We start from the raw sequence: 21,215 nt of genomic DNA, 5'->3' as shown, positions 1-21,215 counted from the left end.
AGTGTTGAAACAAAATCTGTATTTATACAAAACGATCTAATCCTGAATATTCACCAGATTTCTATGATGTTGCAGAGGCTTGTAAGGATATAATAAAATACTTCTCAGAAGAAATACCAGGTGTAAAATTTCCATTCCCATCCATCGTTGCGTTTAATACTGGAAGACCCGGTGGAGGTATGGAATTTCCTATGATGATTAATGATGGTTCGACTGATATTTGGGAACATACAGTAAAATCATTAACCTCACACGAATTAGCGCATCAGTATTTTCCTTTTTATGTCGGAAGCATGAATGAAAAGAAATATGCATTTATGGATGGAAGGCTGGGCGGTTATGCTGCCGTTCGATTATATGGAAGAATTTGACAGGATTAATTCAAGATTAATCAGCATCGTCGGAAATTATGAATACAATGCCGGAACAGAAAATGATTTACCGGCTATGATTTCTTCTTTTTCAATGCCATACAGCTCATATAGAAATTCAGCATACGATCGTTCATCAATTTCTTATAACATACTACGCAATATTTTAGGGGACGAACTTTTTTTGGTGCATTACGGAATTTATGAATCGGTGGAAAGGGAAACATCCGATTCCATACGACTTCTTTTTTGACTTTTTAATGATTTTACAGGACGAAATTTAAATTGGTTCTGGAAGCCGTGGTTTTTTGAGAGAGGATACCCTGATTTAGCAATTGATAAAGTTGTAATAAAAGACTCAGCAGTTATAGTAACGGTAACGAAAATAGGAAACATTCCCACTCCGGTTAAGTTAAAACTAACTTATGAAGATGATTCTGTAGAGGACTATTATTATACTGCAAAAATCTGGCAGAATAATGAAAGAGATTTTTCTGCTAAAATAAAATTATCAAAAACGATAAGACAAATAGAACTCGGAGATTTGCAAATACCTGATTCTAACCGTGATAATAATCTGTTTTTAGTTCATTAGCTTCAAATAGATTATTCTTCTTTTTCTAACTTTCCGGTCTCCTCTTTTTTCGGTGCTTCCGGTGAAACTTTCTCTTCAGTCCGAATTTCTTTTCTTTAACTCTTCTTTGGCTGATTGACTTGGTTCAGATGATTCGATAACCGGGCAAGACTTTCTTCAGGTATATCCGGAATTACAGCAACAGATACTTCCGAAATTTGAACTTCTTCTTTTATTTCAGAGATTTCTGGTTGAACCAATTTAATTTCATCTACCTTTGGTTCAAGAACAACAACTGGTTTTTCCAATTCAGGTTCACTGCGAAGTGTCTTTTTCTGTTCTATTGATTTTGGCTTTTCTTCTGTTTTCTTTTTGTGATGATTACTTTTAGTATGTTTCCGTTGTCTTGTCCTTCCAAACGAGTGTCTGAATCTTTTCCCTTTTTTTGATTTTTTGTCTCCTTTGCCCATTATCGCCTCTATATGGTTTTAGAATAAAATATTTACTCTACAATTATACTTTTCACAAGTTTAACTTTCAATTAAAACATGAAACATTAATAAAATATTTTGAGTGCTATCAGAAAATTTTACAGGCTATTTACCTGATTTAATTCGAATATGCTAACTCAGTACGTCTTGGTCCGGGTAAGAATACTTTGATAGTTAACGCTATCCAGGTGATAATTGCGATGGAAAATAGTATCCAATTAAATGATGATGGTCGAACTTCAGTTATTGAACCTTGTCCTGTTAAAATGATTATAATACTGTCCTCGACAAAAGTATATAGAAGAGTAATTACAGAAATACTGATTATAGTCAAATCAATAAGTGTTATTTTATAATTTATTTCTTTTATTAGAAGGTAACCGGTAGTAATCAAAATTACTGAGATCAAAATAGGTGAGATAACAGGTCCCCACCATGGAAGTGGAATCAGAAACAGTACATCCCAATCCATTAAAGATTTTGGCCACTGAATAAAAACATAAAGCCATATATAATAGAAGATATCCCAAATTCCAGAAGCGCAAGAAAAAATAACCAAACTTTTTTTGCCTTGAATTACCAGATATCATCGCGATCAATACGAGCATCACTATGGTTGCTGCTTCACGCCCGATTTCGATAATGGTATATTTATCCGGAGTAAAATTAATATCGCTAAGTAGATTTTCAATTCCATATATTCCCCGCAGGTAAACTACAATGGCAGATTCAAGATAAACCATTGCGATTGTGAAAAATGTCACCCAAAGAATATTTTTTTCTTTCAACAAAACAGGAAACTTTATTTATTTGGAAGAAATATTTTTCCGTTAGCGGCAAACTTTTCTATTTGTCTTCTATGTCTTAAAATATGTACTACAAGCATGCTCAAGTAATTGTTCGAGATCATATTGAGGACCCCAGCGAACAATCATTTTTACTTTTTGAATTTCTTCATCAGAATATTCCCATTTCCCTTCAAGTGTTTCAGATGTGTAGGCAAGATGTTGTCAAACCTTGACATGAATTCTACTTTTGTAAGAAGTTTCCTCTCTGGAGAATTTTTTGGAATCGAATACCAGTCTCTGATATAATTTGCATAACCGAAACCGGAATTTGTGACGTGAGAAACAATAGTTTGTACAGAACGACAATCATCGTCCTTTGTTTCTGTGTCAACGATTTTGATAAAGTTTGAATCAGAAATATTTTCAATCATATTCTTGAATTCGGCTGCTGCTCTTTCGTATTCATCCATCACTGCCCCGATTCCACCTTTGCGATATTTTTCTCTCATATAATTTATCTCCTTTGGCTATGTCACTCAATGTTCATTTGACAGACGAGTATAACAAATTATTTGAAAAAAGGAATTGATATTATATTAAAAACTGTTCGTAAGCATTTCAATTAAAAAAACAACCAGCCGTGACTTCCTGCAGCAGCACCGATAATAGTTATTATGCTTAAAATAAAAAGATGAAGATGCATTTTATAGATTCGTCTATAAGTTCCTTCAGGATCAATCTCAGCTTTCTCTCGCATCTTTTTATGCAGAAAGAATGGTTCAAGAACAAATAGCATTACAGTAAATATTAACCAAATCAGAACCATCAAATGCATCCACCAAAAAGAAACATCCAGAAACCTTTCCCACAAATTCAATCTTGCAGCCATATGAAAACCTGTTAGTCCAACCAGAAGCGTTGTCAACCTTGCTTGTCTGGCAAATCTGTGTTCGGCTTTTTCGAAAAAATCTATTCTTTCTTCTTTCGATTTAAATTCTTTTACTGTTGGTAGAGCTTACAGTTGTAACGAACCCAACCCCTCCAATCCACAAAACAACACCAAGAATATGTAGAATTCTTGCAATTGCAATATCGCATATAAAAAAATCCATGAATAGTTATTGAGAATAATTTATTTGTGAATTGAAAATACTAAATGAATGAATTTTTATAAACATAAATAAAAAGACCGTCTCAAAATATAATTTTCAAGACGGTCATTTCAATTAAGAATATATTACACTGGGTTTATTTCATTAAAATCATCTTATTAGTTTTAACAAAATTTTCTGTCTCAAGTTTATAGAAATATACACCACTGGAAAGATTATTTCCATTGAAATTTACTTCATAGTACCAGCATTCATCTCTTCACTTATTACAGATGATACTTCTTTACCAAGAACATTATAAACTTTTAGTGACACAAATGAATTTTCCGGAATACTGAATTTGATGGTTGTATTTGGATTAAATGGATTCGGGTAATTTTGTTCTAAAATGTATTCAACTGGAAAATTACCTTGGGGTTTCATTAACATCTGTTGGTATCCAGCTATAATTATCGAAATACACATTAGTATAATTTCCACCAACAAACGCAAAAACAGGTGTGCTTCCATCAATATCTCCAACTTCAGGTTTTTGCAAACCAGTTACATCATTTGATGCATCCGATACTTCAATGCTCTGCGACCAAATTGATCCATCAAAAGATTTGTATTTGATTAATCTTGGAGTTGCATTGGCTATCCCGGACTGTTCAAATACACTCTGAAAAGTTTGATTGCCAGTAGTTTTTCTCGAATAAACTGCAGGCCATTTATTTTCATTAGGGACAACCCAAGCTTCCATCGTACTGGGTTCCGGCACTTGGCTTTAAAGACCAGTAAAGATCATACTCTGAACCTGATTTTCTTTCAAAAATAAGTGCAACAATATTATTCGGATCATCTTCTCTGGAGGCTATTATTTGTCCTCGCCTTGTTGTGTCCGTTGCTCCACTTACAACTGTCACATGAGGCGCCCAGGATGCGGGATCTCCATAGTTTGTATTTTCTCTTGCATAAAGGTTACCACTAGAGAAGCCATTATAACTTGCGTAAACAGCTCCATTCCAGCCATAACAAAAATCAAGATCTCTTCCTACATAACCAAGTGAATGTGCATCCTGCCAGACGGTCCCGTAACTAGTTGGTTCAGATCTGATACATTTAACAACTGTCGAGCTGTCATAAAGACAAATTGCACGGTAATCTGAAGCCGAATTATTTCGGTCAACTGCAAATTGAGTGATTGGTGCGCCGCCTGAACTACCAGATATGGTATAATAGCTCCAACTTGGTGTTGTGGTTTCTGTTCTTCCTACTCTAAGCCAGCCATTATCAAATAAATAGAAAAGTAAAATGTATGAAGGTTGACCAGTGCCGCCAATTTGTCCATCAAAAAGCATAATCTCAATTTGCTTGAACGTTTGAGTTGAAGCAAATAGTACGCTCCATTCAACCCAGTTTACGCCACCATCAGTTGACTTATAGATATAAACTGAGTCTGTAGTTGCTAAACCATCGTGTCTTCCAATTACTGACAGATAGATATCTCCATTAATTGCAATATCCATACTTATATCGGCGGCTCGTCCGTTAAACACTATTTTATCATCACCCCACAACGGTTTTGATAGCGGCTGGGATTCTTCCAATAAATAATGAAAAGATCTTCCATCATCATTTCTTTTCGTACCAACCGGAGTTCCATCAGTTGTTAAATCTGAGGCACCATTGTTTACATTTCTGTAAAGTTTTGCAACCTCTGGATTTACTTGCTGCCAGGTTTGAATTAATGATTCTCTCAACTGAGAGTATAAAGTCCAATCTTCATTTACTTCAGCCATTTTTATCTGATGCAGGATCGATTGAATGTTTTCAGGAACAGAAATAGTTTCGTATCCTGTTGACATATCGTTGTTCTGTGCCTGAACTGATGTAAAAACAGTGAAGAATGTTAAGATTGTTAAAACAATAATAAATTGTTTCATATATGTCCTCCTTGAACAATGTGATTGATTTAGTTGATTTAAGTTTTAATGTTGAATTGAGCAAAATCCTTGTGAATCAAAGTATTGTACATTAATCATTAACATATCAAGAAAAAATTCTGGATTAACATACTTATTGATTGTTTAGTTTGAAGTAATTATCCTGTGATTTTTTCTGTTTTATGCAGTATTATTTTACATATACTATGCCATCCGGGTACCAGATCTGATGAAACCAATATTAATTGATTTCTGTCTGTTTAGCTACATTTGATTAAGTTTCTGTAAATCAGAATCGCCGGCATTGACTCGAATATCTGTCGTATTTGCCGGACTGAAGTTTAATTGTAAAGAAATCTGAAGTGTTTACATCTCTTTTTCTGCATAAAGAATTTTATCTTCTTTAAAGAGTGCGCTTAATTTATGTTCTTTACTGATGAGCATGATACCGGGATCGTCGTGTGGTTTTCCAATGCGGGAGTGAACAGATTTTAATCCGCCCAAATATTTTCTGGCATCGCAAAGATACACCATATCGCCAACTTCAGCAGCCATTTTTTTCATATCTTCTGCCGCAAGATTGATTACATCATCATTATCTTTTCTTTCTCTCCACATTACATGAACAATTTTGCCTTCCTTATCATTGACTTTTCCACCTTTGAATTTCTCCTTTGCTTTTTTGATTGACCAGATAGTTAATCCTTCAAGATGTACGGTCGGATCAAATTTAATGTAATATGCAGCAGAGAGTGACACAAATATTGTGATCAAAAGAGTTAAAGTAAGTAAGAACGCAAGATGACCAACGTTAAACCAAACAAGCAACAATGAAACTACAATTAATACTATCATAGTATCTATAATCAATTTATGCTTTCTGCTTTTTTTGATATGGTCAGAGGTCCTCATTATTATTGGTTGCAGATAAGTTATAAGTACCAATACCAACACAGACAAGCGTATTATAAAGTGCACTTATGTATGTATATGGATGAACCGGGTCCAGTGGAGTTCCATGAGCAATAGGTGTAATTAAAATATCCGGATATCTTGCACCGAGTATCATTAATGATGAACCGCCGAGAAAAGTTCCGAGTACACCTGCAGGTGTAAATTTTTTCCAGAATACACCAAGAAAAATTGCTGTAACGAGTGGAGGTGTCAGAGTTGAATGGAAATATCCGTGAGCTTCGTACACTGTTGGGTATTGGTTGAAAGGAATCGTCGCAATTATTCCAATTATTGTAAAAAAGATTGAAGCCATTCTTGCAGCGCCTAACTCTTTTTTCGATTCAACTTCTTCGGATGCTAATTTTCTTTTCAATAATTTTTTTAATGGACGATGAACGTCATTTATGTAAACCGCAGCAATAGCATTTATCAGCGAATCAACTGTGGAAAGTAATGTGGCTGTTAATGCAGCGAGGACAAATCCAAAAAACACCTTCACTGGCAATGATATGTGTAACAGCAATAAAAACTTCATCCGGATTTACATTTGTGCCAAGATGCGGAGGATTCATTTCAGTTAATGCTTTTCCAATCCAGCCAGCGCTTCCGACCACTATCGCTGAAATCGGAAGCATAAACAACACGTTAAATGCTGCTGCTTTACGTCCTTCATTCACACTTTTTGCGGACATGAAACGCATCAGTAAACCCATATTCATAAAAAGAAAACCAACAGACCCGGCAACTCCATCCTGCCAGAAGATTCCAACAAAATTAAAGTCAGCAGGTTTGTTGAAATCAGCTAAAGGTAATCGCCACTCAACCGGAAGTAAATGCCAGAAGGAATCGAATCCACCAACATAACTTACACCCATTATAAAAATCAGTACACCTGCAAAAAGTAAAATTCCACCTTGAAGTAAATCCGTGAAGATTACTGCCGTTTGTCCACCAAATGTTGTATAGACACCTGTGATAATTGCGATGACAATTATTACTCCCATCAGTGTTACAGGAATGGTTAATCCAAGAATTGTAAATGACTCAGGTAATAATGGTGTAAATACTTTTCCGAGAGTTAAAAGACCGATACCTAAATATCCAATCATATAAAGTAATTGGAATATGGTCGCAATCTGTCTTACTGTTGGGCTGAATCTTCTTTCAAAATATTCGGGGATGGATTTGATTTTTGTATAAACTACTATTGGGAGCCAGCCAAAAAGAAAGAATGGCATAAAGAACCAATCGTTCATATAAGTCATCGTTGATGAAAGTCCGTATTCAAATCCTTTAGCGGAATATTTTACAAAACTGTGACTACCCACACCGGTTGCAACAATCGAAACTGTTATCAGCCACCAGGCAAATCTCCTTCCTCCAAAGAAAAAATCATTCGTGCTTCGATTGTATTTTGCAAAGTAACTTCCGAAGAGCATTATCCCGACGAAATAAGCAACCATTACAATCCAGTCAGTTGCGGTTCCAAGTCCGTGTAGTGATTCCATAAAATTATTTTACAAGTATAGAGCTGCTAATATTAAAATAGTGTGAATTATCAGGAAGTAGATGTAACCAAAAATTAATACTCTACTCCATTTTCTGTGTAACTTTTTATGACGATTAAGACTTCCTGATTTATAAATGATGTATAAACCAAATGCGAAGAATAGACCACCAAATAAATACAGATAAATTAGTGGCAGCCAGGAATGTGTGAATAGCGACATTTAATAGGTTATTGTTAAGGATATATGAGTTTTTATATCTGAAAGTTATAGATAGAATTATAAGTTTCAAATAAAAAAAATATTAATTTGCTAATTGTGGGGGCTATTTATCAGGATAAAATAGTTTCGAGACTTTTGAACGTCAGTTCTTTTGTATTTGCGGATTTTCCATCAGGGTGAAATTCTTTAATTAAACTGCTGAACATTAATCCCCAGCTCAAATGAACTATATAGTAGGGCAATGAGATATTCATGCTTTCAATTCTTCCGGTATAAATTGAACTTAAAATAAGTGCAACTACTTCAGTCTCCTTTTTAAGTAAACTCTGTAAAATAATTTTTTCTTTCTCCAGTGTTTCATCTTTTAATAATGAAAGCAGTAGATCGTATAATAATTTGTAGCGGTGCAATAGTGTTTCTTTGAAGGCAAAATATTCAAGTAATCTGGCTCCGACGGGTAAATCCTGATTGTTGAAAATTGCTTTTATATCCTCAATAAATTGTGAAGACTGGAATTCAACAGAACTATTGAATAATTCATCTTTAGAAGTAAAGTAGTGATAGATTGTTGGCTTGCCAATGCGGATATCTCTGGCAATTTCTTCCAAAGTAGTTTTGTTAAAGCCGTGCCGGCTGAATCTTTTGGCAGCCGCACGAACAATTTCTTCTTTACGTCCTTTAGCCAAAATTAATTTGGTTATTTAGAACGTGAAAAAAGTTCATCGGTAATTTCTTTTTCATCGTCGATTAAATTTTTTGTATCTGAAGAAGCAATGTCCTTTGCACTTTCATCAAAGATATCATCAATGCCTTCGTAGAATTTATGCTTTCTTTCTTTCTTTTTCTTATTGCTGTCAATTACTGCTTTTGTTCCAAAATAAACTGCTACTCCGGCGCCAATTATTCCACCAATAATAAGTCCATACAATAAAAGATTCGATTTCTTTTTGCTCATAAGTCAGCCTGCTTTTTTTAATTTATTTTTCATAAAAATATTTATTCTATTTCTTTTTATTTGCTTTCAGTTTTTAAAATCTGAAACAAAATACTCAACAAAAATGCACCAAATACCACAATAAGGCAACCGATAACATTATACCATAGAAATGGAATATCCGTAAACAAGTAACAGTAAATCACGACCAGTTCTGCCATTACTGCTGCGAGAAATGTCGGTGTACCGGAAACTTTTTTAAGGTAAAATGCAGTTAAAAATATACCAAGAATAGTTCCATAAACTAATGAACCAAGAATATTTACTGCTTCAACTAATGAACCAAGTTCCTTTACAAGAACAGCAAAAAGTATTGCATAAATTCCCCAGAACACGGTCGCAATTTTTGAAATCTTTAAATACTGTTTATCATCTGCTTCTTTGCGGACAAGTCTTTTATAAAAATCAATTACAGTTGTAGAAGCCAATGCATTTAACTCAGCAGATGTGGAAGACATAGATGCAGAAAGGATTGCTGCTATTAGTAAACCAACAAATCCAATTGGTAAAAAATTTATAATAAATGAAATGAAAATGTAATTAGTATCATTTGCTTCAGCCATCGGATCAGACTTCTTAATAATTTCAACTGCACTTTTCTTAATTTCATCCGCTTCCTTTTGCTTTTCGAGTAATAGTTGATTTTGTGCTTGCAGTGAAGTTTTATCATCCGAATCAATCATTGAAATTATTTTCGTAGCTGCTTTCTGTTTCTCTTCATTAACTTTAACGTATTCATCTTCTAATCTTGAATATTCTTCTGAATATTGACTTGCTTTGATTTTCGATACTTCAACCGGATTGAAAAACAATGGGGGAGTAATAAACTGAAAAAAAACAAAAACCATCGCACCAATAAACAAAATAATAAACTGCATAGGGACTTTTACTAATCCATTCGTCAATAAAGCTAATCGGCTTTGTTTTACTGAACTGCCTGCAAGATACCGCTGAACCTGGGATTGGTCAGTCCCGAAATATGATAGCATCAGAAAAGTACCACCGATTATTCCCGACCAGAAAGTATATCGATTACTCAAATCAAAACTAAAATCAACTGCATTGAACTTTCCCATTTTTCCTGCAAGATAAGCTGCATCAAAAAAAGAAACTTCTTCAGGTAAAAACGACATAAGAAAATAAAACGCAGCAAACATTCCGACAGTAATTATAATCATCTGGATCAAATGTGTTTTATTTACTGCGACAGTACCACCTATAGTTGTGTATAAAATTACTAAACCACCTGTAATGATAATTGTAATATTCAATTCCCATCCAAGAATAACTGAAAGAATCAATGAAGGTGCATAAATTGTAAATCCCGCAGCTAATCCTCTTTGTGTTAAAAACAATGCACTGCCAAGAAGTCTGTTTTTCAAATCGAAACGTTTTTCTAAATATTCGTATGCAGTGAAAACATTTAGCTTATTATAGATTGGCACGGCAGTGATTGAAAGAATTATCATCGCAATTGGTAATCCAAAATAGAATTGGACAAACCTCATTCCATCAACATAAGCCTGACCGGGAGTTGAAAGAAAAGTAATCGCACTTGCCTGCGTTGCCATTATTGATAATGCAACAAGCCACCATCGTGAAGTTCTGCCTGCCCGGATATAAGTGTCAACATCTTTCGCGTGTCTGGATTTAATAGTTCCGTAAATGACAACGAAACCGGTGAAACCGCACATTACAATCCAGTCAATGAGACTCATTCAAAAGCTTTCGTGAATAAATAAAATAGAAATACGAGTATAGCAAAAAAGCCAAGCACAAATGTGTACAACTTATTCCAGCTATTGAATATTGGTGGAAGATCATCTTCTACTTCAAAAATTTTTTTGTCTTCTTTATTCATTTATTCCCGCCGAAATTAAATTAATAAACAGCTTGTATGCACCTTCAACACCAGCAGGCAATTGACGAAAGAATGAGATGCCTGTATAAATGAAAACTCCTTTGTCATATTCAGTAATTAAAAGTGAACCTTTCATCAGAGCTTCGTTAGAATCATTCATTCCAAGTAATGGAATAAATTTTTCATCCCATTCATTTGGAAAATATAAACCACGTTCCTGATTCCATCCATCAAAATCTTTTAAGGAAATTTTATATGGATAATTCATCACGCTGTGAGAAGGATTAAGAATTGTAACGGGTGAATCTTCTTCTGTCACACGATCTCTCGAAATTTTCAACTTGTAGGGAGATGGATCTGCAAATAAATCTCCAAGAGTATTGTACTGAACGATTAATCTTCCTCCGTTTCTAACAAATTCCAGAAGATTTTTTTGATCAGTTGAAAGTCTTTGGTAAGTATTATAAGCCCGGATTCCTGTTATTACAACCTCATAATTTTTTAGAAGTTCAGGAGTTATCGATTCCTTATTGAATACATCAACCGAGAATCCCAGGTCAGTTAAAAGTTCAGGAATCTTATCGCCTGAGCCCATAATATATGCGATTTTTCTCGGCACTTCTTTTTCGAATTTAAGTTTCAGAACTTTAGCTTCTGCTTCGAATAAAACAGTTTGGGGTTGTATATGAGGATAATCGAGTGTGACAAGACTCTTGGATAAATCCTTACCATCAATATCAAGAACAGCTTTTATTTTGCCTGAATGATTATTATTGCTTGAACTGATGGTGAAAATAAATTCCTGTTCCTGATTTTTATCCGTAAAGTTGAAATCATATTTTGGTGGTGAAATTTTCCATCCATCATCAGTTATAAGTTGAACCGAACCGTTCAACTGATCTTTAAAGTTTCTGACGAAAACCTTTATTTCTTTTTCATCATTATTTTTTATCAGATATAATCCTTTATCAAAATTAACAATTGCTTCAGGAACAATTTCAATTCTTTTATAGATTTCTCCATCTACCCGGTCATTGTCTCTGTAAAATACAGGTATCCGGAATTCAATTTCATCACCATTAATCTCTGTTATGAATTTTGCATACAGAGGATAATCAGTTTTTGGTTGACCGATCAGGTTCTGATCATTAACAACATAAACATCTTTATGATTTCCTTCCAGCTAACCAATAAGGCTGACTGTATTCTGCATTTTCGGGAATAGAGATCATTCGTTCAACTGAAATCATTTCACCTTTAACAGAAATTGAATTCAATGTTGAATCTTTTAATTGATAATCAATCTGAATTGATTTCAAAGTAATCGGAACATCTGAACGAACAACAAATCCTGCTGATACTTTAACTTCACTCCTGGGAGAGAGAAGGTTTTCTTCAGTCACAGCTTCCGCCCAAATGCCAGCACAAGATTTTATAACATTTAATAATTCAGCAGATTTGACTTTTACCCAATATTTATCATTCAACTTTTGAAGTTCAGAATATGCTTTAACTAATAGAGGGAGTATTGCAGATGGATTTTCAAAATCGTATTCATTATTGGCTTCAGAGAGTAACTTCGCTACATTTTCACTTCCATCAACACGGTCCCCAGCTCAAATCAATACCATCAAACAAATCATTTTTTACTGTTTCACCATCGAGCTCAAGAAAAAAATTATATAAATTTTCACGTCTTCCTGAAGCACCAAAACCCTGGCTTTTGTGCATTGATCTGCTCAATGCAGAAATTTCTGTGTATGATCTTCCGAGCAGATTATTATACTCGCCAAAATTTATTGTAATTAAAGTATCGCTGTTTATTCCCATAGAATTTAGAGCTGGTGTCCATGCATTCCAGAAAATTCTTTTTGGCTGCCAAGTTTCGACATATTTTAACTGTTCGGGAAATGCATCTTTTTTTCCAGCTAGTTTGAATGCTTCAACCGCAAGTAATGCTGAGGCTGTATGATGACCGTGCGTACCAACTCCATTAGTCGGAAATCTTGTGACAATAACATCAGGCTTAAATTTTCTTATCACCCAAACGACATCAGAAAGTATTTCCTCTTTACCCCATTTCCTCAAAGTTTCTTCCGGTGTTTTTGAATAACCGAAATCGACAGCTCTCGTAAAAAATTGTTCGGCACCATCAATACTTCTTGCTTGCAGTAATTCCTGAGTTCTGATAACACCAAGTAAGTCACCTTGTTCATCTCCAATCAGATTCTGACCACCATCACCACGGGTTAGTGAAAGATAACCTGTCCTAAGATGTTTTGCATAATTAAAATAGGATAGAAAAGATGTGTTCTCATCATCAGGATGAGCAGCAATGTACAGCACACTTCCAAGTGTGTTTAATTTCTCAAGGGCGATTTTTATTTCAGAAGAATTCAGAGATTCGGATGGCTGGCAAAGAATGACCTCTACTGAAATTAACAGTAATAAAAAAATTCTTTTTGTCATTTACTCATAATGATTTTTTGAAATATTCAAAGACTTGAAATAAAATTTAATGATTACTACCGATAATTCAATAAGAATTTTGATGGAAAAATTTAGGATTAAACTGAAAGCTATCATCAGTGACAATTTTCGACAACCATTCTGATGACAATGAAAAGGGTTTCTGTATGATTTAACTATTGATCTATGGCAATTTCGGAAAGACATAAATCCTATATTTTCTTATATTTACATATTACCGGAGTAATTTATTAAAAGGAATTATGGTTGAGATTAAAAATGTAAAGTTGGGTTCAAATTTACCTTTCGTTGTGATTGCCGGACCCTGTGTTGTTGAAAATGAAAAGATTATTTTCACAACTGCTGAACACATTAAAAAGTTAACTGATAAACTACATATCCCTTTCATTTTTAAATCAAGCTATAAAAAAGCAAATCGAACAAGTATCAATTCGTTTAAAGGAATCGGAGATTCGGAAGCACTAAAAATTCTTGCTGATGTAAAAAGAATTTATAATGTACCTGTATTGACAGATATTCATTCAGTTAATGAAATTGAAGACGTATGCAAAGTTGCTGATGTTCTTCAGATACCAGCTTTCTTATGCAGACAAACTGAATTGTTGTTAGCGGCAGGTAAATCCGGCGCTGCTGTAAATGTTAAAAAAGGTCAGTTCCTTGCACCAGGCGATATGAAATATGCAATTGAAAAAATTGAATCAACAGGAAATAAAAAAATATTATTGACTGAAAGAGGTTCATCTTTTGGTTACCATAATCTTGTCGTTGATATGCGCTCATTAGTAATCATGAAAGGATTTGGTTATCCGGTTATTATGGATGCAACACATTCCGTTCAGTTACCCGGAAGCGATGGGAAAACCGGAGGACAAGCTCAGTTCATAAAACCTCTTGCAAAAGCTGCTGCTGCTGTTGGAATCGATGCTTTGTTTCTTGAAGTTCATCCTGATCCAACAAACGCTTTGAGTGATGCAGAAAGTCAGCTTCCATTATCAGAGCTTGAAGATTTATTATTTGAAATTCAGCAAATAGATTTACTGGTAAAAAATCACAAATAAATTTTTCTCTTTTATCTAAATTGATTAAAGGTAGATTTTGACAGATAATGAAATTATTAAAACCGGAAGAAATGTAGTACGAATTGAAGCCGATGCAATCTCTCATCTTGAGCAAAGCATAAATTCGGAATTTGTAAATGCAGTAGAAACAATTTTCAAATCAACAGGGAGAGTTGTTCTTACCGGAATGGGAAAATCCGGATTGATTGCCAGGAAAATTGTGGCAACTTTAAATTCGACCGGCACGGCAGCAATATTTCTTCATCCTACTGATGCGCTTCACGGTGATCTTGGAATGGTAAGAAAAGAAGATGTGGTTATCATAATTTCCAAAAGCGGTTCAACTGAAGAAATCACCAGACTGTTACCAATGTTTAAAAGACTTGGTGTGAAAATAATCACTATGTCTGGTAATCCTGATTCCTCTCTTGTAAAAGACAGTGATATTTTTCTTAGCATAAATGTAAAAGAAGAAGCTTGTCCGCATGACCTTGCACCAACTTCATCAACTACTGCAACACTTGTAATGGGTGATGCACTTTCGGTTGCATTACTTCAGAAAAGAGGATTTACTGCTGAAGATTTTGCATTGCTTCATCCGGGTGGAAGTCTTGGCAAAAGATTATCTTTAAAGATTGATGAGATAATGACAAAAGGCGATGGTGTTCCCATTGTTAACGAAGATGCATCAATAAAAGATATTATTATTGAGATGACAAGTAAAAGACTTGGTGCTACTTGCGTTGTTAATAAAGGCGGGAAGTTGAGCGGGGTAATTACTGATGGTGACTTAAGACGACTTCTTGAAAAAACTATGGATGTGAAAAATCTTGTTGCTACAGATATTATGTCAAAAAATCCCAAAGTAACTGATAAAGATTATCTTGCATCATTCGCTCTTCAAATAATGGAAAATCATAAAATCACTTCATTGATAGTTGCTGATAGCGAAAAAAAACCAATTGGTATTGTTCATCTACACGATCTTGTTAATCTCGGACTCCAGAGAAGATGAAATTTTTCTTTCTTTTCTTTCTCACTTTATTAATGTTCAGATGCACAGGTAAAGATGTAAAACCTCACGTAGATACTTCATTTGTTGTTGAAGAATTACCTGCTCAGGAAAGCTGGAACTCAACTGTATTCTTTACTGATTCGGGAAAAACAAGAGCAATTCTTACAGCAGGACATTTACAATTATTTAATACAAGAAAAGAAACTATTCTTGATGAAGGAGTTAAAGTTGAATTTTTCAATATGAAGGAAATAAAAACAACTACTCTTACATCCAAACGAGGCAGAGTGGATGAAAAAACAAATGATTTGTATGCTATTGACAGTGTAGTGGCTGTTAATGATAGCGGAATTGTTGTAAGGACGGATGAATTAAAATGGAGAAACAGTGACAAAAAAATTGTCTCGGATAAATTTGTTACTATTGATTCACCAGATGAACATATTGAAGGTTACGGATTCGAGTCTGACCAGCATCTTAGAAACTATGTTATCTACAATATTACTTATATCACTAAAGCTAAAAAGGAATAATGTTCAGGATTATTCTGATACTAAGTTTGTTTGCAATTCAAATTTCCCTTTTGTCACAATCAGAAGATGAGAAAATTACTGTGGTTGGTGATAGTTTAATCGGGAAATTTGTTGATGGTGAATCGATCCGTGAAGTTGTTGGCAATGTTAAATTAATCCAGGGAAATGTAACAGTAACTTGTAATATGGCAATTCAATACCTTGCGCGCAATGAAGCCGAATTGATCGGGAATGTCGTTGCAAAACAGGATAGTCTTACACTTCAGACAGAAAAAGGTTACTACTATGGTAACTTAAGAAAAACCAAAAGCACTTCCGGGATTATTCTCGATGATACTAAAGTTGTTCTCTCAGCAGATAGCGGCGAATACTATTTTGATGAAGCCCGAGCATTTTTCCAGACAAATGTTACTCTCGTTGATTCGACTTCTACTTTATCGGCGAACGAACTTACTTATTTCAAAAATCTTGATAAATCAATTGCAACCGGAAACGTAAACATCACAGATCAGGACAATATCATTATTGCTGATTCACTAACTCATCTCCGTAAAACAAAATATAGTATTGCTGATGGGAATGTGAGCATAAAAAATTTAAAGGATAACTTAACGATCTTTGGTAATCATCTTGAAGATGATGGTCAGTTAAAATATACTTTGATAAATGAAAAACCGCTCCTGATGCAAATTGATACTACGTTTAATACTGATGAAGTTGATCAGGACAGAATTTCTATTGATACTCTTCTAATTAAAAGCCTGGTGATGGAAAGTTTCAGGAGCGGGGAGGATGTCTTCAAAGCAACTGATTCAGTAAAAATTTTGAGGGGAAGCTTTGCTTCGCTGAACGACCTTTCAATTTATTATCGTGATGAGGAAAAAATTGTCACTAACAGATTGAGTGAAGAAAAACCCAGACCAGCTATGTGGTATGAAACATCACAATTAACTGGTGATTCAATTACAATTTATCTTGAGGATGGAGATATTAAATCACTGATTGTTGATAATAACGCTTTCATGCTCTCACAAAATAAAACTTATGTTCAGAGATTTGACCAAACTTCATCAGACAGCGTTAAGCTTTATTTTTTCAATAACCGATTGCATAAAGCAGAGTTTGAAGGAAAAGTTCAGTCAATTTATTATTTGTATGACGATAATACACCAAATGGTCTTGTTAAATCAACTGCGCAAAGAGCCGTAATACTATTTAAAGAAAATGAAATTGATCAGGTGAAACTTTATGGATCGCCCACAAGTGAATATCATCCTGAAAATAAAGTAGAAGGTTTAGAAAGAACTTTTACTTTGCCTAAATTTGTTTTGAGAGAAAACAGACCAGAGAAAAAAGATTTTATAATTAACTTACCAGAGAATGAGTAAAACACTTAGAAGCGATTCGCTTGTAAAAATTTACAAGAAGAGAAAAGTTGTTAACAAAGCATCAATTGAAGTTTCAAAAGGTGAAATAGTTGGATTACTTGGTCCAAATGGTGCAGGTAAAACGACGACTTTTTATATGATTACCGGGATGATCAAACCGGATGCAGGCAGAGTTTTTCTGGATGATCAGGAGATTACAAAAGTACCAATGTATAAACGTGCGAGAATGGGAATTGGTTATCTGCCGCAGGAAGCTTCAATCTTTAGACGACTTACGGTTGAGGAAAACATTCTTGCTGTTCTTGAAATGACAAACCTTGATAAAGAATCACGACTTAAAAAATGTGAAACTTTATTAGATGAATTATCAATCACTAATATCCGAACCAGCAAAGGTTTTCAGTTAAGCGGCGGTGAAAGGCGTCGTACAGAAATTGCCCGAGCACTTGCAACGGATCCAAGTTTTATTTTACTGGATGAACCATTTGCTGGTATAGATCCGATTGCTGTTGAGGATATTATGAACATTGTAGCCAATCTGAAGAACAGGGGAATCGGAATTCTGATTACTGATCACAACGTTCACGAAACATTAAGTATTGTTGATAAGGCTTACATCCTGATCGATGGAGTGATTTTTAAACAGGGAAGCGCTGAAGATCTGGCGAACGATGAGGAAGTTAAGAAATTATATCTCGGTGAGAAGTTCAGACTTGATAGGTACTCGTGAAGCACAATTTCTGAAAGTAAATTACAGGTCGCACCTACGGTGCTCACTAAATAAATGTTTGTTCTAAAATATTACAAACAGGAAACACCTACGGTGTTATGTAGTTAACAAAATGAAAGTAAAATTGAATAAGTTCCGAAGGAACGTTCTGTTTGGAATAAGGAAGAAATGAAAACTGAAATAGAGGCTCCATCGGAGCGACCTGATCATAGAAAAAATAATAACATATCGCACCTACAGCGCTTAATCAGTGAGTCGTAGTTTTAAATTACAAACAGGTCACACCTACGGTGTTATGTAGTTAACAAAATGAAAATAAAATTGAATAAGTTCCGAAGGAACGATCTGTTTGTAATAAGGAAAAAACAAAAGCTGAAATGGAATCTCCATCGGAGTGACCTGATTATCCGAAGAAAGATTCTGCCCCCTTAATATTTTCCACCTTTCCCACATCCATCAATTCATCATCATTATGAACGTAACCAGTAACGTTTTCTTTTGCCGAAACATTCAGATATAGCTCAACTAACGAAAAAATTAATTTATCAGGAAAATATTTAAAAATCTTCGGATCAATAATTTGAATTCCGCTGAATGAATAAGCTGTTAATTCAGATTTACTTTCCACTGAAATAATTCGTTCGCCTGATTTTTCATTCTTCCATCCGCATAAAACCATTCTATCATCAAATAAAAATTTGCGGGAAGACTTTCTTTCCTGAACTGCCAGTGTTGCAATACTTTCTGACTTGAGATGGAATTCATATAATTTTTTAAGATTGATGTTTGATAGGATGTCCACATTATAAACCAGAAACGGTTTATTGTCTGCGAAAAAATGAGATGCTTTTTTTAATCCACCTCCCGTATCTAATAACAAATTACTTTCATCAGAAAATTCAATGCAGCAATTGAAGTATTTGTTGCTCTCAAGATAATTTTTAATCTGATCAGCAAAATGATGAATGTTGATGACGATCTTGTTAAATCCTTCTGACACTAATTTCTTAACTTGTATTTCAAGCAAAGTTTTATCTTTTATTTTAACAAGCGCTTTTGGAGTTGTATCAGTGAGCGGCTTCAGTCTTGTTCCGAGTCCTGCAGCGAGTATCATCGCACGCATCACGCAATCCCTTTTTTGTTAAGCTGTGTATGATATAATGAAACATCGACTTTAAATTTATTATTGATATGCTTTGCAATATTTTCAGCGCAATAAACTGAACGATGCTGTCCGCCAGTACATCCAAAATTGATCATCAGGTTCTTGAAACCACGATCCAAATAATTTGTGATTGCCCGATCAACTATTGAATGAACAGAATCTAAAAAATTTTTCACATCGCTTCTATTCTTTAAAAAGTCGATTACATTATTATCAAGTCCAGTACTATTCGCATATTCAGGATATCTGCCGGGATTTTCAAGCGAGCGGCAGTCAAAAACAAATCCACCGCCATTGCCTGAAAAATCTTTTGGTATTCCATTCCTGTATGAAAAACTTTTGATAGTAACTTTCAATCTGTTTCCAGATTTTGTTAAACCGAGATTTTTTAATTCTTCATTCTGTAAGATTGAGTTAATTATTCTTTTTAGTTCAGGAAGATTTTTTGGGATATGATTTTTTTCAACGAGCCATTTGAGATTTTTCAGAGCAAAAGGAATGCTCAAAAGGAAGTGAGATTTGTTTTCAAAATAACCTCTGAATCCGTAAGCACCAAGTGTTTGCAAAAGTCTTATCAACACAAATCCATAATAATATTTTAAAAAATTTTGACTTTTGACTTTTGACTTTTGACTTACCTGAACAAGATAGTATTCTAATAACTCATCTCGAATCTGCGTTGATAAGTTTGCTTTTGCCTGAAACAAAAGAGAAGCCACATCGTACTGTAATGCACCTTTTCTTCCTCCCTGGTAATCAATGAAGTACAACTGGTTGTCACGGACTAAAATATTCCTTGACTGAAAATCACGGTACATAAAATATTTTGAATCGGCTTCAAGAAGATATTTGGAGAAAAAATGAAAATCATTTTCCAGCTTCTGCTCATTAAAAGTAATTTTTGCAAGTTTTAGAAAGTAATATTTGAAATAGTTCAAATCCCATAAAACAGATTGATTATCGAATTTGTTCTTCGGATAGCAGACTGAATAATCCAATCCTTTATTGCCATCAATTTGAAAACGAACTAAATGAAGGAGCGCATCCTTATAGTATTCAATAGTATTTTTTGATATTACTTCCTTAGAACCTTTTTTTTCTACAAGAGAAAAAAGGCTTATATCTCCGAGATCCTCGATCAAATAAATATTTTCTTTTAACTGTTGATTATAAAGCTTTGGTACATTCAACCCTATTTTGTTGAAATGAGCAGTGAATAGAAGAAACGCTTTGTTTTCTTTTTTGTCAGGGTTAAAAACTCCAATGGCAGTTTTTTTGTTGCCTGATATTCTGAAATATTTCCTGTCAGAACCTGACTGAATTATTGGCTGAATGCTTTCAGCGTCTTCATTTGACCAATCTTTAAAAAGCTTAATAAGTTTTTGGGTTCTCTCTGTCATCTTGATTTCAGGAATTCATCTTTTAATAATGCATAAATATGCTGATCAATAAATTTTCCTTCTTTGAAAACTGCTTTCTTCAAAGTTGCTTCTTTTTTGTAGCCTGTTTTTCGCAAAACTTTTTCAGATGCGTCGTTGCCTTCAAATACATTTGCAAATATTCTATTCAATTCAAATTTATTAAATGCAAAATCAGAAAATAAATTTAAAGCTTGTGTAATTATACCTTTATTCCAGAAAGGTTCACCGAGCCAGTAACCAATTTCAGCCGAAAATCTGTTAACATCATCCTGTAAATTAATCCCGATTGCACCGATAAGTTCTTTCTCATTTGCAATTACAAAATTTGATTCAGGATTCTGATTGCATGCATGAACAAGCCACATTTCAGCCATCTCTGAAGTGTAAGGGAAGGGGAATTGATCCCTGAGTAATCTGGAAACGTTGTAATTGTTTGCGTATTTGACCAATGCTTTCTGATCAGAATACTCATAACTGCGGATACAATATTCACCAAAATAAATTTTCATAGTGTAAAAGTAATAATCTCTCAGGAAATAACTGTTTATTACAATTCTCTATATAAAAATGAGAAAAATATTTAAAACTTTATTCGTTAATAAATGACCTTTAAGC

The 21,215-nt window shown here is 34.3% G+C and carries 23 protein-coding genes and 3 pseudogenes; 7 read left to right on the top strand and 19 right to left on the bottom strand.

Annotation, left to right across the window (positions count from 1 at the left end):
- Positions 1-179 precede the first annotated feature (179 nt).
- Both HND39_16875 and HND39_16870 read left to right on the top strand, forming a co-directional pair.
- The gene (locus HND39_16875; GenBank protein QKJ97813.1) at positions 180-371 is read left to right on the top strand and encodes a hypothetical protein; all 192 of its coding nucleotides are present in this window, start codon (positions 180-182) and stop codon (positions 369-371) included.
- Positions 298-624 (top strand): hypothetical protein, encoded by a 327-nt coding sequence (locus HND39_16870; GenBank protein ID QKJ97812.1) that lies wholly within the window; start codon positions 298-300, stop codon positions 622-624. The genes HND39_16875 and HND39_16870 overlap by 74 nt, the downstream gene beginning before the upstream one ends.
- Positions 625-1,061: 437 nt before the next feature.
- Here HND39_16870 and HND39_16865 read toward each other — a convergent pair whose 3' ends face one another.
- From HND39_16865 to HND39_16790, 16 genes and pseudogenes are all read right to left on the bottom strand, one after another.
- Positions 1,062-1,415, bottom strand: a complete 354-nt coding sequence (locus tag HND39_16865) for a 30S ribosomal protein THX (protein QKJ97811.1) — start codon at positions 1,413-1,415, stop codon at positions 1,062-1,064.
- A 139-nt stretch (positions 1,416-1,554) separates the two neighbouring features.
- The gene (locus HND39_16860) at positions 1,555-1,995 is read right to left on the bottom strand and encodes a hypothetical protein (protein ID QKJ97810.1); all 441 of its coding nucleotides are present in this window, start codon (positions 1,993-1,995) and stop codon (positions 1,555-1,557) included.
- A 378-nt stretch (positions 1,996-2,373) separates the two neighbouring features.
- A complete protein-coding gene (locus HND39_16855; protein ID QKJ97809.1) occupies positions 2,374-2,733 on the bottom strand; it encodes a hypothetical protein in 360 nt (119 codons plus the stop codon).
- 113 nt (positions 2,734-2,846) lie between these two features.
- Positions 2,847-3,336: pseudogene (locus HND39_16850) on the bottom strand (hypothetical protein).
- A 136-nt stretch (positions 3,337-3,472) separates the two neighbouring features.
- Positions 3,473-3,846: pseudogene (locus HND39_16845) on the bottom strand (T9SS type A sorting domain-containing protein).
- On the bottom strand, positions 3,743-4,078 hold the full coding sequence (locus HND39_16840) for a hypothetical protein (protein ID QKJ97808.1): 336 nt from the start codon (positions 4,076-4,078) through the stop codon (positions 3,743-3,745). Before HND39_16840 ends, HND39_16845 begins: the two are co-directional and overlap by 104 nt.
- Positions 4,056-5,261: a hypothetical protein gene (locus tag HND39_16835; protein ID QKJ97807.1), complete on the bottom strand. Its 1,206-nt coding sequence runs from the start codon at positions 5,259-5,261 to the stop codon at positions 4,056-4,058. The genes HND39_16840 and HND39_16835 overlap by 23 nt, the downstream gene beginning before the upstream one ends.
- A 366-nt stretch (positions 5,262-5,627) precedes the next feature.
- Positions 5,628-7,723: pseudogene (locus tag HND39_16830) on the bottom strand (sodium:solute symporter family protein).
- Positions 7,724-7,732: 9 nt separating this feature from the next.
- A complete protein-coding gene (locus tag HND39_16825; protein ID QKJ97806.1) occupies positions 7,733-7,945 on the bottom strand; it encodes a hypothetical protein in 213 nt (70 codons plus the stop codon).
- A gap of 110 nt (positions 7,946-8,055) precedes the next feature.
- Positions 8,056-8,631, bottom strand: a complete 576-nt coding sequence (locus tag HND39_16820) for a TetR/AcrR family transcriptional regulator (protein ID QKJ97805.1) — start codon at positions 8,629-8,631, stop codon at positions 8,056-8,058.
- A gap of 11 nt (positions 8,632-8,642) precedes the next feature.
- Positions 8,643-8,900, bottom strand: coding sequence for a hypothetical protein (locus HND39_16815; GenBank protein ID QKJ97804.1), 258 nt, complete (start codon positions 8,898-8,900; stop codon positions 8,643-8,645).
- 56 nt (positions 8,901-8,956) lie between these two features.
- A complete protein-coding gene (locus HND39_16810; protein ID QKJ97803.1) occupies positions 8,957-10,657 on the bottom strand; it encodes a sodium:solute symporter in 1,701 nt (566 codons plus the stop codon).
- Positions 10,654-10,800, bottom strand: coding sequence for a hypothetical protein (locus tag HND39_16805; protein ID QKJ97802.1), 147 nt, complete (start codon positions 10,798-10,800; stop codon positions 10,654-10,656). Before HND39_16805 ends, HND39_16810 begins: the two co-directional genes overlap by 4 nt.
- Positions 10,793-11,695: a hypothetical protein gene (locus HND39_16800; protein QKJ97801.1), complete on the bottom strand. Its 903-nt coding sequence runs from the start codon at positions 11,693-11,695 to the stop codon at positions 10,793-10,795. Before HND39_16800 ends, HND39_16805 begins: the two co-directional genes overlap by 8 nt.
- A 271-nt stretch (positions 11,696-11,966) precedes the next feature.
- Positions 11,967-12,287 carry a hypothetical protein gene (locus tag HND39_16795; protein QKJ97800.1) on the bottom strand — a complete coding sequence of 107 codons (321 nt, stop codon included), beginning with the start codon at positions 12,285-12,287 and terminating at the stop codon, positions 11,967-11,969.
- A 112-nt stretch (positions 12,288-12,399) separates the two neighbouring features.
- Positions 12,400-13,269 (bottom strand): PIG-L family deacetylase, encoded by an 870-nt coding sequence (locus tag HND39_16790; GenBank protein ID QKJ97799.1) that lies wholly within the window; start codon positions 13,267-13,269, stop codon positions 12,400-12,402.
- A 263-nt stretch (positions 13,270-13,532) separates the two neighbouring features.
- On the opposite strand from HND39_16790, the gene kdsA reads away from it, so the two are divergent.
- Genes kdsA through lptB form a run of 5 tightly spaced genes read left to right on the top strand, consistent with a single transcriptional unit; the run spans position 13,533 to position 18,014 of the window.
- Positions 13,533-14,348, top strand: coding sequence for a 3-deoxy-8-phosphooctulonate synthase (kdsA, locus tag HND39_16785; protein QKJ97798.1), 816 nt, complete (start codon positions 13,533-13,535; stop codon positions 14,346-14,348).
- A 37-nt stretch (positions 14,349-14,385) separates the two neighbouring features.
- The gene (locus tag HND39_16780) at positions 14,386-15,363 is read left to right on the top strand and encodes a KpsF/GutQ family sugar-phosphate isomerase (GenBank protein ID QKJ97797.1); all 978 of its coding nucleotides are present in this window, start codon (positions 14,386-14,388) and stop codon (positions 15,361-15,363) included.
- Positions 15,360-15,896 carry an LPS export ABC transporter periplasmic protein LptC gene (gene lptC / locus HND39_16775; protein ID QKJ97796.1) on the top strand — a complete coding sequence of 179 codons (537 nt, stop codon included), beginning with the start codon at positions 15,360-15,362 and terminating at the stop codon, positions 15,894-15,896. The genes HND39_16780 and lptC overlap by 4 nt, the downstream gene beginning before the upstream one ends.
- Positions 15,896-17,284 carry a hypothetical protein gene (locus HND39_16770; GenBank protein ID QKJ97795.1) on the top strand — a complete coding sequence of 463 codons (1,389 nt, stop codon included), beginning with the start codon at positions 15,896-15,898 and terminating at the stop codon, positions 17,282-17,284. Before lptC ends, HND39_16770 begins: the two co-directional genes overlap by 1 nt.
- Entirely contained in the window at positions 17,277-18,014 is a 738-nt protein-coding gene (lptB, locus tag HND39_16765; protein QKJ97794.1) for an LPS export ABC transporter ATP-binding protein, read from the top strand. Before HND39_16770 ends, lptB begins: the two co-directional genes overlap by 8 nt.
- A gap of 403 nt (positions 18,015-18,417) precedes the next feature.
- Here the strand turns inward: lptB and HND39_16760 are convergent, their stop codons facing one another.
- From HND39_16760 to HND39_16750, 3 genes are read right to left on the bottom strand one after another with little or no spacing between them, the layout of a single operon-like run.
- Positions 18,418-19,137: a nucleotidyltransferase family protein gene (locus HND39_16760; protein ID QKJ97793.1), complete on the bottom strand. Its 720-nt coding sequence runs from the start codon at positions 19,135-19,137 to the stop codon at positions 18,418-18,420.
- Positions 19,137-20,579 carry a phosphotransferase gene (locus HND39_16755; protein ID QKJ97792.1) on the bottom strand — a complete coding sequence of 481 codons (1,443 nt, stop codon included), beginning with the start codon at positions 20,577-20,579 and terminating at the stop codon, positions 19,137-19,139. The genes HND39_16760 and HND39_16755 overlap by 1 nt, the downstream gene beginning before the upstream one ends.
- Positions 20,576-21,109: a GNAT family N-acetyltransferase gene (locus HND39_16750; protein ID QKJ97791.1), complete on the bottom strand. Its 534-nt coding sequence runs from the start codon at positions 21,107-21,109 to the stop codon at positions 20,576-20,578. Before HND39_16750 ends, HND39_16755 begins: the two co-directional genes overlap by 4 nt.
- Between the last annotated feature and the right edge of the window lie 106 nt (positions 21,110-21,215).

The sequence above is a fragment of the Ignavibacteriota bacterium genome (genome assembly GCA_013285405.1).
Lineage (GTDB): Bacteria > Bacteroidota > Ignavibacteria > Ignavibacteriales > Ignavibacteriaceae > IGN2.
This window is presented reverse-complemented; position numbering and strand designations above follow the sequence as displayed.

Excerpts from the sequence above, each read along its gene's own strand:
- HND39_16875 (QKJ97813.1), top strand. The coding sequence starts at position 180 with ATGGAATTTCCTATGATGATTAATGATGGTTCGACTGATATTTGGGAA.
- HND39_16870 (QKJ97812.1), top strand. The coding sequence starts at position 298 with ATGAAAAGAAATATGCATTTATGGATGGAAGGCTGGGCGGTTATGCTG.
- HND39_16865 (QKJ97811.1), bottom strand. The coding sequence starts at position 1,415 with ATGGGCAAAGGAGACAAAAAATCAAAAAAAGGGAAAAGATTCAGACAC.
- HND39_16855 (QKJ97809.1), bottom strand. The coding sequence starts at position 2,733 with ATGAGAGAAAAATATCGCAAAGGTGGAATCGGGGCAGTGATGGATGAA.
- HND39_16840 (QKJ97808.1), bottom strand. The coding sequence starts at position 4,078 with ATGGAAGCTTGGGTTGTCCCTAATGAAAATAAATGGCCTGCAGTTTAT.
- HND39_16835 (QKJ97807.1), bottom strand. The coding sequence starts at position 5,261 with ATGAAACAATTTATTATTGTTTTAACAATCTTAACATTCTTCACTGTT.
- HND39_16825 (QKJ97806.1), bottom strand. The coding sequence starts at position 7,945 with ATGTCGCTATTCACACATTCCTGGCTGCCACTAATTTATCTGTATTTA.
- HND39_16815 (QKJ97804.1), bottom strand. The coding sequence starts at position 8,900 with ATGAGCAAAAAGAAATCGAATCTTTTATTGTATGGACTTATTATTGGT.
- HND39_16810 (QKJ97803.1), bottom strand. The coding sequence starts at position 10,657 with ATGAGTCTCATTGACTGGATTGTAATGTGCGGTTTCACCGGTTTCGTT.
- HND39_16805 (QKJ97802.1), bottom strand. The coding sequence starts at position 10,800 with ATGAATAAAGAAGACAAAAAAATTTTTGAAGTAGAAGATGATCTTCCA.
- HND39_16790 (QKJ97799.1), bottom strand. The coding sequence starts at position 13,269 with ATGACAAAAAGAATTTTTTTATTACTGTTAATTTCAGTAGAGGTCATT.
- kdsA (QKJ97798.1), top strand. The coding sequence starts at position 13,533 with ATGGTTGAGATTAAAAATGTAAAGTTGGGTTCAAATTTACCTTTCGTT.
- lptC (QKJ97796.1), top strand. The coding sequence starts at position 15,360 with ATGAAATTTTTCTTTCTTTTCTTTCTCACTTTATTAATGTTCAGATGC.
- HND39_16770 (QKJ97795.1), top strand. The coding sequence starts at position 15,896 with ATGTTCAGGATTATTCTGATACTAAGTTTGTTTGCAATTCAAATTTCC.
- lptB (QKJ97794.1), top strand. The coding sequence starts at position 17,277 with ATGAGTAAAACACTTAGAAGCGATTCGCTTGTAAAAATTTACAAGAAG.
- HND39_16760 (QKJ97793.1), bottom strand. The coding sequence starts at position 19,137 with ATGCGTGCGATGATACTCGCTGCAGGACTCGGAACAAGACTGAAGCCG.
- HND39_16755 (QKJ97792.1), bottom strand. The coding sequence starts at position 20,579 with ATGACAGAGAGAACCCAAAAACTTATTAAGCTTTTTAAAGATTGGTCA.
- HND39_16750 (QKJ97791.1), bottom strand. The coding sequence starts at position 21,109 with ATGAAAATTTATTTTGGTGAATATTGTATCCGCAGTTATGAGTATTCT.